The sequence below is a fragment of the Tenacibaculum halocynthiae genome, from assembly GCF_964512825.1.
In the GTDB taxonomy this organism is placed as follows: Bacteria; Bacteroidota; Bacteroidia; order Flavobacteriales; family Flavobacteriaceae; genus Polaribacter; species Polaribacter halocynthiae.
The window spans coordinates 212,733-230,276 of sequence record NZ_CAZELG010000012.1 but is presented as its reverse complement, the minus strand read 5'-3'; the positions used below and the strand labels follow the sequence as shown (position 1 = coordinate 230,276).

The window sequence follows — 17,544 nt, the reverse complement described above, 5'->3', positions numbered from 1 at the left end:
TGTATCTAACGGAGCATTACCAACTAAAGCAGTAGCAGTTCCAGCAAATGCAAAAGTAGGAGCAACAAGAATGAGAGTTTCAGCAAGGTATAATGCAAACCCAACTTCATGTCAAACAAACTTTGATGGAGAAGTAGAAGATTATACAGTAAATGTTCAGGGAGCAGTAGCAGATACTCAAGCACCAAGTGCACCAAGTAGTTTAGCAGCAGCAAGTATAGCTCAAACAACATTAACATTAAACTGGACAGCTTCAACAGATAATGTAGGGGTAACAGGATATGACGTTTTTAGAGGATCAACAAAAATAGGATCAACTACCACTGCAACAAGTTATAACGTAACAGGATTAACAGCAAATACTGCATATTCATTTACAGTAAAAGCAAAAGATGCAGCAGGAAATGTATCATCATCAAGTAATACTGCAAGTGTTACTACTTTAGGAACTGTAGTGTCGTATTGTGATTCAAAAGGTACACGAGTTACTTACGAGTGGATTGATTATGTATCATTTGGAGGAATGACTAATACAACTGGAGCAAACGGAGGATATGGAGATTTCACATCTAAAGTTGCTACTGTAACACAAGGAAGTACTAATCAATTAGTAGTAAGTGCTGGATTTAGAAGTACTGCATACAATGAGTATTTTGTTATTTGGATAGATTACAATGGAGATGGAGACTTTACTGATAGTGGAGAACAAGTAACTTCAGGTAATTCAACAAGCTCAGGAAACAGAACAGCAAATATTACAATACCAGGAAATGCAAAATTAGGACAAACAAGAATGCGTGTTTCTATGAAATATAATTCAGCACCAACATCTTGTGAAGCTAATATTGGAGATGGAGAAGTAGAAGATTATACGGTAAACATTACTGCTTCTAGTGCTAGTTTAACTACATTCTCAGATGTTACTGTAACAGGAGAGCCTTTCTCTAATCAAGATGTATTAGACTTAATGGCATATCCTAATCCAGCTACAAACTTTGTTCAAGTTAAGTTTGCATCAAAAGCAGAAAATATGACTTATAGAATTGTAAATACTATAGGAAGTGTTGTTAAATCTGGGCAAATGAAATCTAGAAACTTAGATGTTTCAAGCCTAAATTCAGGAATATACATGTTAGAGGTTAATGATGGTCAAAAATCATTAAAGACTAAGATTGTAAAAAAATAATCTACACATTTATTTATAAACAAAAAATAGTTAGGGAGTCATCCCTAGCTATTTTTTACTAATCACATTAATCAAATGAACAATAAATTTAAGTTTTTGATTGGCGGCTTATCAGTTGCAGCAATTTCAATTATTGGATCTGATTATTTAAAGAAGCAAGACGTTTCAGCTACAATAGCTGAGCAACGAGAGGTTCATAAAACCTTTTTAGACGAAAGCCCTTTAAATGAATCTTTAAAATGGGGGAAAAAAGAAAGAAAATTAAAAGGATTACCTCCTAATAGGTATTATGATCAAATGCAATTACTTACTATGAACCCAGCTACCGGACAAATGGAAGATGGAACATTAGCTAAGTTAAGAGAAGATTTATTAAAAAGTAGATCAGCTAAAGGAAATAATACACAACAAAGAGGCCCTGGAGATGCTGGAAATTCTTGGGTAGAAAGAGGCCCTAATAATGTTGGAGGACGTACAAGAGTAATTTTGTTTGATCCAAATGATGCAACAAATAATACAGTATACGCTGGTGGTGTAAGTGGTGGTTTATGGAAAAACACCAACATTAGTAACGCTAATACTCAATGGACAAGAGTACAGAATGTACCAGGTAACTTATCGGTAACTTCTATTACTGTTGATCCTAGAAACTCTAATACGTGGTATGTGGGTACTGGAGAACAATATACTGCTGGTGATGTTGTAGGTAATGGAGTTTATGTTACTACTAATGGAGGTACTACGTGGAATGCTATTAATATACCTGCTTCAGGTACAGCGATTATTAATCATAATGCAAGTAATATTTTCCTTTCAGGAATACATTATGTAAATGATATCCTTGCATGGGATAATGGGGCGTCTACTGAATTATTCGTAGCCGTAGGAGCTCATGTATATGGAGATTCATCTAGTCCTAAGAATTGGCTAGGATTACAATCAGCTGGTATCTATCGTTCTACAAATAATGGAACTACTTGGAATCGAATAGAATCTGCTAACATGAGATATACATTTAGCGGTAATGATTATTATTATGTACCAAATGATTTAGAGGTAAGTGCTAATAATACGATTTGGATGGGAACGATTAAATCTGCTTTAGATGCAAATAGTGGAGGTAGAGTATATAGTTCAACAAATGGTTCTACTTGGACCGAAGCTGCAGCTTCACCTTTAACAAACTCAAATAGAGTAGAGTTAGAAACTTCTGCTACGAATGCTAATAAAATTTATGCATTAACTCAAGGAACAACTTCTGCTGCACCAGTTCATATTTATAAAACAACAAACGGTTTTACTTCAGTAACTTCAACGTCATTACCAAATGACTCAGATACAAACATATCTTCAACAGATTTTACAAGAGGGCAAGCATTTTACGATTTAGTAATTGAAGCTGACCCTACAAATGATAATATCGTTTATGTTGGTGGTATTGACTTATTTAAAACCACTAATGGAGGAACATCATGGTCTCAATTATCTCATTGGTATGGAGGTTTTGGTCATCAAAATGTACATGCTGATCAACATTCGATAGCTTTTGGAAATAATGATTCCTCAAAAATATTATTTGGAAATGATGGAGGAGTTTATTATTCTGGAAATTCAGGAACTAATATAAATGTACGTAACAAAGGTTATAACGTAACACAATTTGTAAAAGCAAGTATTGGACCAGATGGGGTTGGAGACGTAAATGGAATTTTTAGTGCTGGAGCTCAAGATAACGGAACACAAGGATTTAGAAATGCAGTTGCAGGTGTTAATAGTTCTACAGAAGTTTCTGGAGGTGATGGATTTAATACGTTTATTGACAAAGATGGTCAGTACATGATTGCAACTTACGTAAATAATGTAATTTATCGTTTTAACTTGCCATGGAATGGGGTAAGTAGAATACAAGGAGGAGCAACTACTATATATAACAATCAATGTTCTGGACAGTTTGTTAACCCTATGGATTATGATAGCAGTGCTAATAGACTTTTAACAGATGGGAGTCCTTTTGATTGTACTACAAGAGCATTAACACATCGTTCTATAAGAAGTATTAATGTAGCTGCTAATACGAATGGAGAGCTTAGAAATAATTTATTAACAGCTGCTCCTTCAGCTTTTAGAGCTTCACCGTTTGCAAATAATACATGGTATGTTGGATTAACTAATGGAAACCTTTTACAATTAACAAATGTTACAAATACAACAGCGACATGGAGTCAAATTAATACACCTTTTGTAGGGTCTGTTTCATCTGTTCGATTTGGAGCTACTGCAAATGATATTTTTGTTACAATTCATAATTATGGTGTAACTAGTGTTTGGGCTACCTCGAATGGAGGTACTAATTGGGTTAATAAAGAAGGAAATTTACCAAATATCCCTGTAAGAGATTTATTACAAAATCCATTAGATAGAACTGAAGTTATTTTAGCTACACAATTAGGAGTTTGGTCAACGTCAAACTTTAATGATGCTAATCCAAACTGGACACAAGCATACAATGGAATGAGTGATGTAAGTGTAACATCGTTTGATTATTGGAATGTTAGTGGAGATAATGCAACCAACAAAGTAATTGCTTCTACCTACGGTAGAGGAGTGTTTACAGGATCATTTACGAGTAATGCAGTAGCAGATACACAAGCACCAACAGCACCAGCTAGTTTAGCAACTAGTTCAATTGCAGCAACTAGTTTAACTTTAAATTGGACAGCTTCAACTGATAATGTAGGAGTAACTGGATACGATGTGTTTAGAGGGGCTACTAAAATAGGTTCGTCTACAACAACTTCTTATAATGTAACAGGATTAACAGCAAGTACAGCATATACTTTTACAGTAAAAGCAAAAGATGCAGCTGGAAATATCTCAACGGCAAGTAATACAGCAAGTGCTACTACTACAGCTATTACAATGTCTTGTTCATCAACAATTACATCATTTCCTTATAGTGAAGGATTCGAATCTAATGATGGATGGGTACAAGTAACTGGTGATGATGGAAACTGGGTAAGAAAAAGTGGTAGTACACCATCTAACGGAACTGGACCAAGTTCAGCAACTCAAGGTTCTTTTTATATGTTTTTAGAAGCTTCAACGAATAATAGTCCAGGAAAAATTGGAGCAAATGCAACAGCTATTTTAGAAAGTGCTTGTTTTGATTTATCTGATAAATCTTCAGCTTCTTTTAGTTTCAAAAACCATATGTATGGGAATAATATAGGATCTTTAAAAGTTCAAGGATCTTCGAATGGAACAACTTGGACTGACTTATGGTCTGATTCAGGAAGTAAAGGGAACCAATGGAATTCTATTAATGTTAATTTAAGTGCTTATTTAGGTGCTAATGTTAAGTTAAGAATTGTAGGAACAACTGGTAGTGGTTGGTCTAGTGATATCGCTGTTGATGATTTATCTGTAACTGCAGTTAATGATGGGCCAGATACACAGGCACCTACAGCTCCTAGTAGTTTAACTTCTTCAAGTGTTACACAAACTTCATTAACATTAGGTTGGACAGCTTCAACTGATGCGGTAGGAGTAACTGGATATGATGTTTTTAGAGGTACTACTAAGTTAGCAACTGTAACAACTACTTCTTATAATGTAACAGGGTTAACTGCAAATACTGCATATACATTCTCAGTAAAGGCAAAAGATGCTGCTGGAAACGTTTCTTCTGCAAGTAATGTAGTAAATGTTACAACATTGAGTAATGTAGTAAATTATTGTGCTTCAAAAGGAAATAGAGTTACTTATGAATGGATTGATTATGTTTCTTTCGGAGGAATGACAAATACAACTGCTGCAAATGGTGGGTATGGTGATTTTACTTCTAAGGTAGCTACAGTTACTCAAGGAACTACCAATCAAATAGTAGTAAGTGCAGGATTTAATAGTTCTTCTTATACTGAGTACTTTACAGTATGGATTGATTATAATAGAAATGGAACTTTTGAAAGTAGTGAGCAAACCTCTTTAGGTTCTTCTAGTTCAGCTTCAAATAGATCTGCAAATATATCAATACCTGCAGGAGCAACTTTAGGTCAAACAAGAATGCGCGTTTCTATGAAGTATAACGCAGCGTCTACAGCATGTGAAACATTTGCTGATGGTGAAGTAGAAGATTATACGGTTAATATCGTTAGTTCGTCTTCTTCTTTAGCTGGAACTACTTCTTCAAATGATTTATCTGCTGAACCATTAGATAGAGATGGTTTACCAAGTTTAATTACATATCCTAATCCTGCAATTAACAGCATTATTGTAAAATTTGGTAACAATGAAAATGTAAATTACAGAATCACTAATACAATTGGTCAAGTTGTGTTAAAAGGTGAAACTATGAATAACACAGTAAATATCTCTAGTTTAAAAAGTGGAATTTACTTATTAGAAGCAAATGATGGTCAAAAATCATTGACTACTAAATTAGTTAAAAGATAATTTTTTAAAACCCTTCTTTCTTTAACTAATGATGACCCTGGGCAAAAGCTCAGGGTTTTTTTATTCATTTTTGTTAACTTAATTTTCTTAAAGAGTTACTAACTTATTTCATCTAGCATTTATAATAGTAATGGTTAAAAACAGAAACTGATATAATTTGATTTAAAAGAGTGGAAGAAACTGTAGTTTATAAACTCAAAGTAAAATAAAAAGTTAGACATCTTAAATTAATAGTTTTTAAAACTCGAGCATTTTGTTTGGGTTTTTGTTTCTTTGTATAAAATTTAGAAGATGAATTACCTATCGGTTGAGAATATAGCAAAAGCTTATGGAGAAAAAGTGTTATTTCATGACATTTCTTTTGGAATAAATAAAGATCAAAAAATAGCTTTTGTTGCTAAAAACGGTAGTGGTAAAACCTCTATTTTAAATATAGTAGCAGGAGTAGACGAAGCTGATTCTGGACAAGTAGTTAGTAGAAAAGGCATTGATATTGCTTATTTATCACAGGCAGATAATTTAAATGCCGATTTAACTATTGAAGAAACAATTTTTTCTACAGATAACAAAGTTTTATCGATTATTCAACAATACGAAAAAGCATTAGATAATCCAGATAATGTAGAAGCATATCAAGAAGCTTTTGAGTTAATGGAACAACATAATGCATGGGATTTTGAAACTCAATACAAGCAAATTTTATCTAAATTAAAATTAGAAAATTTACAGTTAAAAGTAGGTAAACTTTCTGGGGGTCAAAAGAAACGTTTAGCATTGGCAATCGTATTGATAAAAAAACCAGATTTGTTAATATTGGATGAGCCTACCAATCATTTAGATTTAGAAATGATTGAATGGTTAGAAGCTTTTTTTGCTAAAGAAAAAATAACATTATTTATGGTTACACATGATCGTTATTTCTTAGAGCGTGTGTGTAATGAAATTATTGAACTAGACGAAGGAAAGTTATTTAAATACAAAGGAAATTATTCATATTACCTACAAAATAAAGAAGAACGATTAGCACTTGAAGCAACCAATTTAGGGAAAGCAAAAAGTTTATTTAAAAAAGAATTAGACTGGATGCGTCGTCAGCCTAAGGCACGAACAACAAAATCTAAATCTCGTACAGATGATTTTTATAAAATTAAAGAAAAAGCCCATAAACGACGTAACGAACATGAAGTTCAGTTAGAAATTAATATGGAGCGTTTAGGAAGTAAAATTATTGAGCTTCATAAAATGCGAAAATCATTTGATGATAAAGTAATTTTAGACGGGTTTGAATATGTTTTTAAGCGTGGAGAACGTATAGGTATCATTGGTAAAAATGGTACAGGAAAATCTTCTTTTTTGAATATGCTAACTGGTGGTATACCTTTAGATGGTGGAAAAGTTGTTATAGGTGAAACTGTAAAGTTTGGATATTACACTCAGAATGGTATTGAAATAAAACCAGGACAAAAAGTAATTGAAGTAGTTAAAGAGTTTGGTGAATATATTCCATTATCAAAAGGACGAAAAATATCAGCAGGACAATTGTTAGAACGTTTCCTTTTTGATAGGAAAAAGCAGCATGATTTTGTAGAAAAATTAAGTGGAGGTGAGCAAAAACGATTGTATTTATGTGCTGTTTTAATACAGAACCCTAATTTTTTAATTTTAGATGAGCCTACAAACGATTTAGATGTTGTAACCTTAAATGTATTAGAAAACTTCTTATTAGATTATCCTGGTAACTTAATGGTGGTATCTCACGACCGTTATTTTATGGATAAAATAGTTGATAATTTATTTGTGTTTAGAGGTGAAGGACAAATTGATAACTTCCCAGGGAATTACTCTGATTTTAGGGCTTATGAAGACTCAAAGGTAAAAGAATCAAGGGAGATAAAGAAAGAAGTTATAAAGCCTGTTAAAACAGCTAAAAAGGCAGTATTAAGTTTTGATGAAAAGCGCGAATGGGGCTTATTAGAAAAAGATATTGAAAAACTTCAAAAAAAGAAACAATTGATTGAAGGGAAATTTATGAATGTTGAATATTCTCCTGAAGAGATTAATGATAAATCAAAAGAACTTCAAGAAACAATTGATAGTTTAGAAAAAAAAGAAGAACGATGGCTCGAACTTTCAATGAAACTTGAAGGTGAATAAATAAGTACATCATAGAGTAAAATTAAAACCCACATTTTACATAAAAAATGTGGGTTTTAATTTTAAAAACAATAGCTTTTATTCTTTATAAATCTTTACGATTAATTCTCCTTTATCATTCATTGATGCTCTATACATACCAGCTGTATTAAACTCAAACGACATGTTACCATTTTTATCAAGAGCAATGATACCACCAGTTCCACCAAGATTCGTAAGTTTGTTTTGAATAACATCATTGGTAGCTTCTTTTAAAGAAACGTTTTTATATTCCATTTGTGCTGCAATATCATGGGCTACAACACCTCTAATAAAATATTCACCCCATCCTGTAGAAGAAACCCCACATGTAGCATTATTTGCATACGTACCTGCTCCAATTATAGGAGAATCTCCTATTCTATTCCAACGTTTATTAGTCATTCCACCAGTAGAAGTACCAGCAGTAATATTTCCTTTTTTATCTAAGGCAACACAACCTACAGTACCAAATTTACTATCTTTAATATCAGTATCATAAAATGCAGATTTTTCATCATGGTCTAATTGTGTCTTCTCTTTATTTTTTATTCGTTGTAAAGATTTGAATCGTTTTTCAGTATAAAAATAACTTGGATCCATAATATCTAATCCTTTTTCCTTAGCAAAATTATCAGCACCAATTCCTGATAATAATACGTGGTTAGAATTATTCATAACTTGGATGGCTGCAGAAATTGGGTTTTTAACTGTTTTAACACCAGCAACAGCACCAGCATTTAGAGTTTTACCTTCCATTATAGAAGCATCCATTTCATTGGTTTCAGCATTTGTAAAAACTGCACCTTTACCAGCATTAAACAAAGGAGAGTTTTCCATAATATGTATTGATGCTTCAACTGCTTTAGTACTCGAACCACCTTTTTTTAAAATCGAATATCCTGCTTTTATAGCTTCTTCTAATTTTTGTTGGTATGCTTTTTCTTTTTCTGGAGTCATATTCTTTTTTAAAATAGTACCAGCACCTCCGTGAATAATAATAGCAAACTCATTTTGTTTGATATCTTTAGTGTTTTTTGTTTTTTGTTTTTTATCGTTTTTACAACTGCTTAAAAACAACAGCAATAGTAAAATAGTAGTTATTTGTTTCATTTTTTGTGTTAGTGTTTGATAATTAATTTGATATCAAAAATATGACTTTTCAATTTTATGTTACTTTTAATATTTTAGTTTTTAACAAAATTCAATTATTTGTTTGATGTTTATTTGTTTTTAAAATATTAATAATTAATTATTTATCTTAGTTAAATTCCAAACAAAATGAACTAACTAAACAAATATCATGTTAAATTCCTGTTACTTTATAAGTAGTGTACAAACATTACTAATAACGTTAATATTTTTTTTATACAAATCTCAAAAATTTAAATTAAACAGGTATTTAGGTTTCTTTTTTCTTACCCTTTTTATTGAAACAGTAAAAATAATTTTGTTAAGAACGTATCATAATATTTACTTGATTTTTTTACCAGTAAATTTTAATTTTTTAACTATTGTTTTCTTATTTTTTTATGCATCAGAAACATCTGGTGTTATAATAAAAAACAAGTTTAAATATTATCTACTAGCAATTATAGAAACAGTAGTGTTTTCTGTATTGTTTATTCTTGTTTGGTTTGTTCCTAGCCTTATAGAAAAACTTTTTATTTATGGGTTTATGGATGTTTATATGTTTTCATCATCAATATTTATAGGTTATTTCTGTATCAGAATAATTAAAATTAATTTAATACATAAAAAGAAACTTTTAGAGCACTATGAGGATGTAAAGTATAAAACACTATTATGGCTTACAGCTTTTTGTGTTATATGTATAGCTTTAAATTTTTTAGGTTTTTTTGGACGATTTTTACTTTTGAATAATAAAAGTTATCACATATTAATTGAAGTACTATTTTTGATTTCGTTATACTATATAACCATTGCTAGTTTAGTTCAAATTAACATATCAAACGTTATTAACTTAAATAAAGTTTCTTTGAATGAAATTCAAAAAGAACTTATCGATGTTTGTAAAACAATTGATCATTATATGACAAGTGAAAAATTGTATTTAAATCCTTCACTAAATTTAACTTTTCTGTCAAACTATATTAAAATCCCAGATCGATTAATATCAAAATCTATTAATGAAATTAAGAACAAGAATTTTAACAGGTTTGTACATGAATACAGAATTGAAGAGTTTAAGAGATTAGTTTTAGATAAAAAATATGAAAAATATAGTATTGAAGCTTTAGCTCATGAAGTAGGGTATAATTCACGAGCTTCGTTTTATAAAAACTTTAAGATAATTGTGGGGGTTTCACCACATGATTTTATTAAAAATAAATAAAATAGTATTTATTTATAAGTTATTAATTGTATCAATTTTTTGAGATGTCTCTAAACATGTTTAGAGACATTGTTACTTTGTTTAATATTTTGTTTTTGTGGTAATTAGCGGTTTTAATCATAAACCTTTCTAAACAATGAAAACAAAATTAAATAAACTTTTAATCGTTGTGTTTTTATCAATGATAACTGGAATAACGTATTCCCAAAACAATATTATTATTCTTCAAAACGGAGAAAAAGGTTTGGCTCCTAGGTACGTACAAATACAAGGAAATAGTCAACCAGCTATTAATTCAGCAATCGGTTTTTTAAGAAAAACTTTTAAAATTTCTTCAAACTTTACTTTTACTGAAGTGTCTAATGAAACGGATGAACTTGGTATAACCCATATAAAATATCAACAGTATTTAAATGATATACCAGTTGAAAACGCCTACTATGTTTTACATGCTCGAAAAGGAAAAGTGTATTCAGTAAATGGTGAAATATTTAAAACAATATTAAAAACTACTGGAATTCAAAAAAAATCAAGTATATCATCTGATCAAGCGTTAAGGTTTGCTTTGAAAGAATTGACAGGAAAAGCCCTTACTTGGGGCCATAATCAAATAAAATCTAAAGTAAAAGATGATAATTTAGTTTATATCTCTAAAGGAAATAACTTAAATTCAAGTGAATTAGAGCTGGTGTATAAATTTGATTTATATTCTGAAGAGCCTTTTGAAAGAAAAAAAGTATATATAAACGCATCAAATGGAGAAACTGTTTTTACTGAGGTATTAAAACATTCCGCTTTTCCTGGAATGGAGAAACATTCTTGTAAAGAAGAATCGCATACAAAAGAAGAAGAAATGTTTGCTACAGGTTCTACCCAAACTAGATTTTATGGAACTAAAAGTATTACAGTTTCTGGTTCAACAGGAAGGTATACAGCTTCTCAAACAGGAAACAGAAATATCTCTATTACTAATTTAAACGGTAGAAGTATAGGTTTTGGAAGTACACCACCATCTGGAGGTTCTGTTATTTCTAGTACTACTGCTAATGGTTTTGGAAATTCTGGTAATGAAGGTTATTATATGGCTGCTTATTGGGGAGCAGAACAAACATGGGACATGTTTAAAAGTGTTTTTGGTAGGTCAAGCTATAATGGCTCAGGTGGAAAAGTTAATATATTCGTTAATGGCTCAGGTCAAGGAGCAGATAATAATGCATTTTGGGTAGGATCTTGGACATATTTTGGAAATGCTTCAAGTGGAGCTCCTTTTACTCCTCTTGATGTAGTTGGTCATGAAATAGCACATGGAGTTACTCAAACCTCAGCGGGTTTAGTGTATAGAAATGAATCTGGAGCTATGAATGAAGGGTTTAGTGATATTTTTGGATGTTATGCTGAATATTATGCGTTCAATAGGCTAGACTCTAATGTTTGGACCTTAGGAGAAAATATTTCTTTTCAACGTTCTTTATCGAATCCTAAACAACATAGGCAACCAGACACTTACAATGGTACAAATTGGTATACAGGCTCTGGTGATAATGGAGGTGTTCATATTAATAGTGGAGTGTTAAATCACTGGTTTTATATTTTATCACAAGGTAAGCAAGGTTCAAATGATAAAGGAAGTTCATATAATGTAAAAGGAATAGGTATCGAAAAAGCAGCTCAAGTTGCTTATAGGGCACTTACAAGGTATTTAACTTCAAGTTCTAATTATTCATCAGCAAGAAATGCAGTGATAAATGCAGCAACCGATTTATATGGAGCAAATTCTTGTGAATTAGTAGCTACTACTGATGCAATGTATGCTGTAGGTATTGGCTCAAAATATTCAGGTTCTGGGTGTAGTACCTCTGACTGTTCAGTGATTGAAAATGTAATAGCTTCAAATGTATCAGTTGCAAGTGCAACTATAAATTGGACAGCTAAATCAGGGGTTTCTAATTATAAACTTGAATATAAGAAATCTACTGATACTAATTATACCCAAACTACTGTAAATGGAGCTTCTCAAACCTTGACGGGTCTTAGTTCAAATACATTATATCAAGTTAGAGTAACCTATACATGTGATGGGAAATTAGCTACATATTCATCTGTTATTTCATTTAGAACAAAAAATATTATAGATCCTCCCAAGTGTGATCCAGTTACTGGATTAAATATTTCTAATGTTTCTAAAAACTCTGTAGTTCTTTCTTGGAACAGTGTTCCTTCTATTAATTCTTACACCGTTGAATATAGAAAAGAAACTAGTAATAGTTATACAATTACCTCAGCAAATGGATCATCTATTTCAATTAATGGGCTATTACCAAATACAACTTACTTAGCTAGAATTAAATATAGTTGTAATGACGGTGGAGGTGATACTGGCTGTGATGGTGTTTCAGCATATCAGTCATATCCGTCTATTTATATGACTGGTGATAAGGTTACTTATAATGGGAAAAAATATGAAAGTTTAGCTGATAATTTATACAATATTCCTCCTACTGGTAATACACATTCATACTTATGGAAAGATTTAGGACCATGTTCTTCTAGTTTTTCAGCTTTAGAAAACGATTCACCTTATTCAAGCGAAATTAGGTTTACTACATTACAAGATGATACAAATGTTTGTGAAGCAATTAATAATATTGATATTTCTAGTATTACAACAAATAGTGCAGATGTTTCATGGTCACCAGTTTTAGGGATAACTTCTTTCGAATTAGAATATAAAAAATCTTCTGATAGCAGTTATAATTTAGTTAACGTATCTAGTTCATCGTATTCATTTACTAATTTAAGTGCAAGTACTTCATATCAATTAAGAGTTCGTTATACTTGTAGTAATGGAGATAAGTCGCCATATTCAAATACCGTAAGTTTTGTAACTGAAGGCACTACTGGAGGATGTAATGGAATACCAGAATATAGAAGTGGTGTTTTTTACCAAAAAGGTGATAAAGTTGTATACAACGGAAATGTGTTTGAAGCTCAAATTACAGTTTGGTGGGCTCCAATTTATGGTTATTGGACAAATTTAGGTCCTTGTAATAACTTAACTGTTAAGCAAAGTTTTAACATAATAACAAATCCTGCAAAAGAAGGAGTGGTAATAGTATCTTTTAATAATTTAAAAGGAACAAATATTCATGTAAATATTTCTGACTTTTCAGGAAATATTCTTGTTAAAAGGATATTAACTAAATTAAAACTAAATTCATTTAATTCACAGCATGAAATAGCTATTCCAAATCTAAAAACTGGAGTATACTTTATTAATGTTAATGGAATGACTAAGAAATTAATAGTAGAATAATTGATTTGTTTTTACAAAAAAGAAGTAGGTTACTTGTAAATACTAAGTATTTGAGTGTTTTATAAAAAGCATCTATTTTTTAAGGGGAAATTAGATTTATAAATAAATTGAGTTTTTACAATTCAATAATCCTACTTCTGGGTTTTAAAGTGTGCCATCTATATAAACTGTTTGTTTTTATAGATGGTTTTTTTAGTAATTAGTCTTTTTGTTTTTTTTAATACAAAAAGTTGTAAAAAACAACAAAAAACCTTTGAATGTTTAATTTTTGAAATGTATTTTTATTCGTAGTTTTGTTTCCATAAAAGTTGAACAATAATTAAACTAGAAATAAATGACTGATTTTGGAATTGATAAAGCTATTAAAGAATTAGGCTTAAAAGAAATAAACAATGGAACTTCAACTGGTTCTGTAAATTTTTCTAATGGAGAAATTATTGAATCATACTCTCCAGTTGATGGTAAGTTAATAGGAAAAGTAAAAACTACAACTAGAGAAGATTACGATAAGGTAATGGATGCCGCTACTTCGGCTTTTAAAACTTTTAGAACAATGCCAGCTCCACAAAGAGGAGAAATTGTTCGTCAGTTTGGAAATAAATTAAGAGAATTAAAAGAGCCATTAGGTAAATTAGTTTCTTATGAAATGGGTAAATCTTATCAAGAAGGTTTAGGAGAAGTTCAAGAAATGATTGATATCTGTGATTTTGCAGTAGGTTTATCTCGTCAATTAAACGGACAAGTAATTCCTTCAGAAAGACCAGGACACGTAATGAGAGAACAATGGCACCCAATTGGTGTGGTAGGAATTATTTCTGCATTTAACTTCCCAGTAGCTGTTTGGGCTTGGAATACTGCTTTAGCTTGGATTTGTGGTGATGTATGTGTATGGAAAGGTTCAGAAAAAGCTCCTTTATGTTCAGTAGCATGTCAAAATATTATTGCAGATGTTTTAAAAGAAAATAACTTACCAGAAGGTATTTCTTGTATTGTTAATGGTGATTATAAAGTAGGAGAGTATATTACTACTGATACTCGTATTCCATTAGTATCTGCTACTGGATCTACAAGAATGGGACGTATTGTTGGAGCTACAGTTGCTGAGCGTTTTGGTAAATCTTTATTAGAATTAGGAGGAAACAACGCAATTATTATTACACCAACTGCAGATTTAACAGTGGTTGTTCCAGGAGCTGTATTTGGAGCAGTAGGAACTTGTGGTCAACGTTGTACATCTACACGTAGATTAATTATTCATGAATCAGTTTACGATAAAGTAAGAGATGCGATAGTTGGTGCTTATGGGCAAATTAAAATTGGAAACCCATTAGATGAAAATAATCATGTAGGACCATTAATTGATAAAGATGCTGTAAATACCTATTTAGCTGCAATAGAAAAAGCAAAAGCTGAAGGAGGAAAAGTATTAGTAGAAGGAGGAGTTTTAGAAGGAGAAGGATACGAAAGTGGATGTTATGTTAAGCCAGCGATTATTGAAGCAGAAAATCATTTTGAAATAGTACAGCATGAAACATTTGCTCCAATTTTATATTTAATGAAATATTCTGGAGAAGTAGAAAATGCTATTGAATTACAAAATGGTGTAGCACAAGGTTTATCATCTTCAATTATGACAAGTGAAATGAAAGAAGCTGAGAAGTTTTTATCATATGCTGGTTCTGATTGTGGTATTGCAAACGTAAATATTGGTACTTCAGGTGCTGAAATTGGAGGTGCTTTTGGTGGTGAAAAAGAAACAGGTGGAGGACGTGAGTCTGGATCTGATGCTTGGAAAGTATATATGCGTCGTCAAACAAACACAGTAAATTATTCTGATGAGTTACCATTAGCTCAAGGAATTAAATTTGATTTATAATAGTGTTTTAATAATACTAAAAACCCCATTTAAAATATTTAAATGGGGTTTTTTATTGGGTTTAAGAAAAATTATTGCATAATTACATCTTTCCCTTTTTTTATGTTTTCTATTTTAAAATATTTTGTTTTACCAGCTTCTTTATAGCTTAAAACAGCTACATTTTCTTTTAATTCAAAAGGAAACTTCTTTTCTGTTTTTTTAGTAGTATTACCGTATTCTTTTTTAGGATCATCATGTAATTGTAAGTCATACTTAGTATTTCCTGAAGAATAATAGTGTCTTCCAATAATATATTTTGAGTTTTCTTTAGTTTCTATAGTTACGTCTATAATTTTATTCATAAAATAGAGTTTTTCAAAAACTACTTTTTTTGGAGAAGAAAAAGCTATTTTTACATCTGTACTGTTATTACCAGGCATACCACCAGTGATATTTACATAGCTAGCTCCTTTAATTGTAAAAGGAGGAGTTTTTTCAAATTGCATGCTAGCGCACTGAGTAAAACTAATAGTTAAAACTAATAGACTGAAGAGTTTCATTATTTTCATTTTGTATTATTTAGTTTCATTAAATTCAAGGAGTATGCCAAGTTACTAATTTATTATAGATTAAAAAATGTTGAATTATAGTTATTGGGAGTTAAAAGAGTGGTTTTCTAATATTGATTTTACCATTATTGGAAGTGGAATTGTGGGGTTAAATTGTGCTTTTCAACTTAAAAATAAATATCCTAAAGCCAAAATAGTTATACTTGAAAAAGGAGTTTTACCCCAAGGGGCTAGCAGTAAAAATGCTGGATTTGCTTGTTTTGGTAGTTTATCTGAACTTATAGATGATTTAAAAACACACAGCAAAGAAGAGGTTTTTAATTTGGTAAAAAAAAGATGGGAAGGCTTACAGTTATTACGAACTAATTTAGGGGATGAAAATATAAGCTTTCAACAAAATAAAGGACATGAATTATTTTTAGATACAGGTTTTTATAACGAATGTTTAGATAAGATAGATGAAATAAACATGTTATTAAATCCATTATTTAAAAGAAATGTATTTACTGTTAATGACAATGTTTTTAGGTTTGAGAATATCTATAAAAACTATATAACTAATTCTTTAGAAGGTCAAATAGATACTGGTAAAATGGTTACTCAACTATTGAAAAAAGCACAAGATTTAGATATAAAAATATTGAATGGAATTGCTTTAGAAAGTTATATCGAAGGACAAAACAAAGTTCATATCAAAACAAACAAAATTGAGTTTTTTTCCAAAAAATTATTAATAGCAACGAATGGGTTTGCTAAAGAATTATTAAAAGAAGACGTAAAGCCAGCAAGAGCTCAAGTATTGGTTACTAAGCCTATTGAGAATTTACAGATAAAAGGAACATTTCATTTAGATAAAGGATATTATTATTTTAGAAACATTGATAATAGAATATTATTAGGTGGAGGTAGAAACCTAGATTTTAAAACAGAAGAGACTACTAGTTTTGAACAAACCGACTTAATTCAAAATAAGTTAGATGAAATTTTACAAGAAGTTATTTTACCAAATAAGAAAGTTGAAGTTGATTATAGATGGAGTGGAATAATGGGAGTAGGAAATCAAAAAAAAGCAATAGTAAAACAGGTGTCAAATAATGTTTATTGTGGAGTTCGTTTAGGTGGAATGGGAGTTGCAATAGGTAGTTTAATAGGAAAGGAATTAGCAGATTTAACATGAATGTAAAAGAATTATTATATAATGAATGTGAGGCTTTTGTAAATAATCGTTTACAAACAATTGAGAACATTATAAGTTCAAATAAGAAAGCATTACACTCTGAAACAAAAAGCTCAGCAGGTGATAAGCATGAAACAGGACGTGCTATGTTACAATTAGAAATGGAAAAAGCTGGCCAACAATTAAATGGAGTTCAGCAAATGAAAGAAACCTTAGCAAGAATAGTGTTAACTGCCAATTCTAGTACTAGTTGCCTTGGTAGTATTATTGAAACAAATTTGTTTACTTACTTTTTAAGTATTTCAGCAGGTAAAATAATTGTTAATAATAAAACTTTTTTTGCAGTTTCAGTTTCTTCCCCAATAGGAAAGTTATTATTAGGAAAAACTGTTAATGACGAGCTTACTTTTAATGGAAAAAAGATAGCTATAAAAAATATACTTTAATACTAAAAGTAGGGA

11 protein-coding genes (2 of these 11 running past the window's edge) are annotated in these 17,544 nt (G+C 30.7%); 9 read left to right on the top strand and 2 right to left on the bottom strand.

Going from position 1 to position 17,544, the window contains the following annotated elements:
• Nucleotides 1-9 carry the 3' end of a S8 family serine peptidase gene (locus ACKTTQ_RS04400; protein WP_408048508.1) on the top strand. 2,214 nt of this gene lie to the left of the window's left edge, so only the last 9 of its 2,223 coding nucleotides appear in the window; the start codon falls outside the window, past its left edge; its stop codon occupies nucleotides 7-9.
• A protein-coding gene (locus tag ACKTTQ_RS04395; protein WP_456243496.1) for a GEVED domain-containing protein crosses the window boundary here: on the top strand, nucleotides 1-1,186 show its 3' portion. The gene continues 41 nt to the left of window position 1, outside the view; 1,186 of the gene's 1,227 nt are visible here — the last part of the coding sequence; the start codon falls outside the window, past its left edge; its stop codon occupies nucleotides 1,184-1,186. The genes ACKTTQ_RS04400 and ACKTTQ_RS04395 overlap by 50 nt, the downstream gene beginning before the upstream one ends.
• 75 nt (nucleotides 1,187-1,261) lie before the next feature.
• A complete protein-coding gene (locus ACKTTQ_RS04390; RefSeq protein ID WP_408048506.1) occupies nucleotides 1,262-5,638 on the top strand; it encodes a GEVED domain-containing protein in 4,377 nt (1,458 codons plus the stop codon).
• Between the two features lie 291 nt (nucleotides 5,639-5,929).
• Nucleotides 5,930-7,792 (top strand): ABC-F family ATP-binding cassette domain-containing protein, encoded by a 1,863-nt coding sequence (locus ACKTTQ_RS04385; protein ID WP_113786244.1) that lies wholly within the window; start codon nucleotides 5,930-5,932, stop codon nucleotides 7,790-7,792.
• A 78-nt stretch (nucleotides 7,793-7,870) separates the two neighbouring features.
• Here ACKTTQ_RS04385 and ACKTTQ_RS04380 read toward each other — a convergent pair whose 3' ends face one another.
• Nucleotides 7,871-8,923: an isoaspartyl peptidase/L-asparaginase family protein gene (locus ACKTTQ_RS04380; protein ID WP_408048505.1), complete on the bottom strand. Its 1,053-nt coding sequence runs from the start codon at nucleotides 8,921-8,923 to the stop codon at nucleotides 7,871-7,873.
• A gap of 364 nt (nucleotides 8,924-9,287) precedes the next feature.
• Here ACKTTQ_RS04380 and ACKTTQ_RS04375 point away from each other — a divergent pair, with 364 nt between their 5' ends.
• The 3 genes from ACKTTQ_RS04375 (at nucleotide 9,288) to amaB (ending at nucleotide 15,355) form a co-directional block, all read left to right on the top strand.
• Entirely contained in the window at nucleotides 9,288-10,166 is an 879-nt protein-coding gene (locus ACKTTQ_RS04375; RefSeq protein WP_408048504.1) for a helix-turn-helix domain-containing protein, read from the top strand.
• A gap of 136 nt (nucleotides 10,167-10,302) precedes the next feature.
• Nucleotides 10,303-13,479, top strand: coding sequence for a M4 family metallopeptidase (locus tag ACKTTQ_RS04370; protein ID WP_408048503.1), 3,177 nt, complete (start codon nucleotides 10,303-10,305; stop codon nucleotides 13,477-13,479).
• Nucleotides 13,480-13,813: 334 nt separating this feature from the next.
• A complete protein-coding gene (gene amaB / locus ACKTTQ_RS04365) occupies nucleotides 13,814-15,355 on the top strand; it encodes an L-piperidine-6-carboxylate dehydrogenase (protein ID WP_113786240.1) in 1,542 nt (513 codons plus the stop codon).
• Between the two features lie 71 nt (nucleotides 15,356-15,426).
• On the opposite strand, the gene ACKTTQ_RS04360 is transcribed toward amaB, so the two are convergent.
• Nucleotides 15,427-15,906 (bottom strand): hypothetical protein, encoded by a 480-nt coding sequence (locus ACKTTQ_RS04360; protein ID WP_408048502.1) that lies wholly within the window; start codon nucleotides 15,904-15,906, stop codon nucleotides 15,427-15,429.
• Between the two features lie 70 nt (nucleotides 15,907-15,976).
• On the opposite strand from ACKTTQ_RS04360, the gene ACKTTQ_RS04355 reads away from it, so the two are divergent.
• Together ACKTTQ_RS04355 and ACKTTQ_RS04350 are read left to right on the top strand one after the other, a co-directional pair.
• On the top strand, nucleotides 15,977-17,083 hold the full coding sequence (locus ACKTTQ_RS04355; protein ID WP_408048584.1) for an NAD(P)/FAD-dependent oxidoreductase: 1,107 nt from the start codon (nucleotides 15,977-15,979) through the stop codon (nucleotides 17,081-17,083).
• Nucleotides 17,080-17,529 (top strand): 3-oxoacyl-ACP synthase, encoded by a 450-nt coding sequence (locus ACKTTQ_RS04350; RefSeq protein ID WP_299132909.1) that lies wholly within the window; start codon nucleotides 17,080-17,082, stop codon nucleotides 17,527-17,529. The genes ACKTTQ_RS04355 and ACKTTQ_RS04350 overlap by 4 nt, the downstream gene beginning before the upstream one ends.
• The last annotated feature ends 15 nt before the right edge of the window (nucleotides 17,530-17,544 follow it).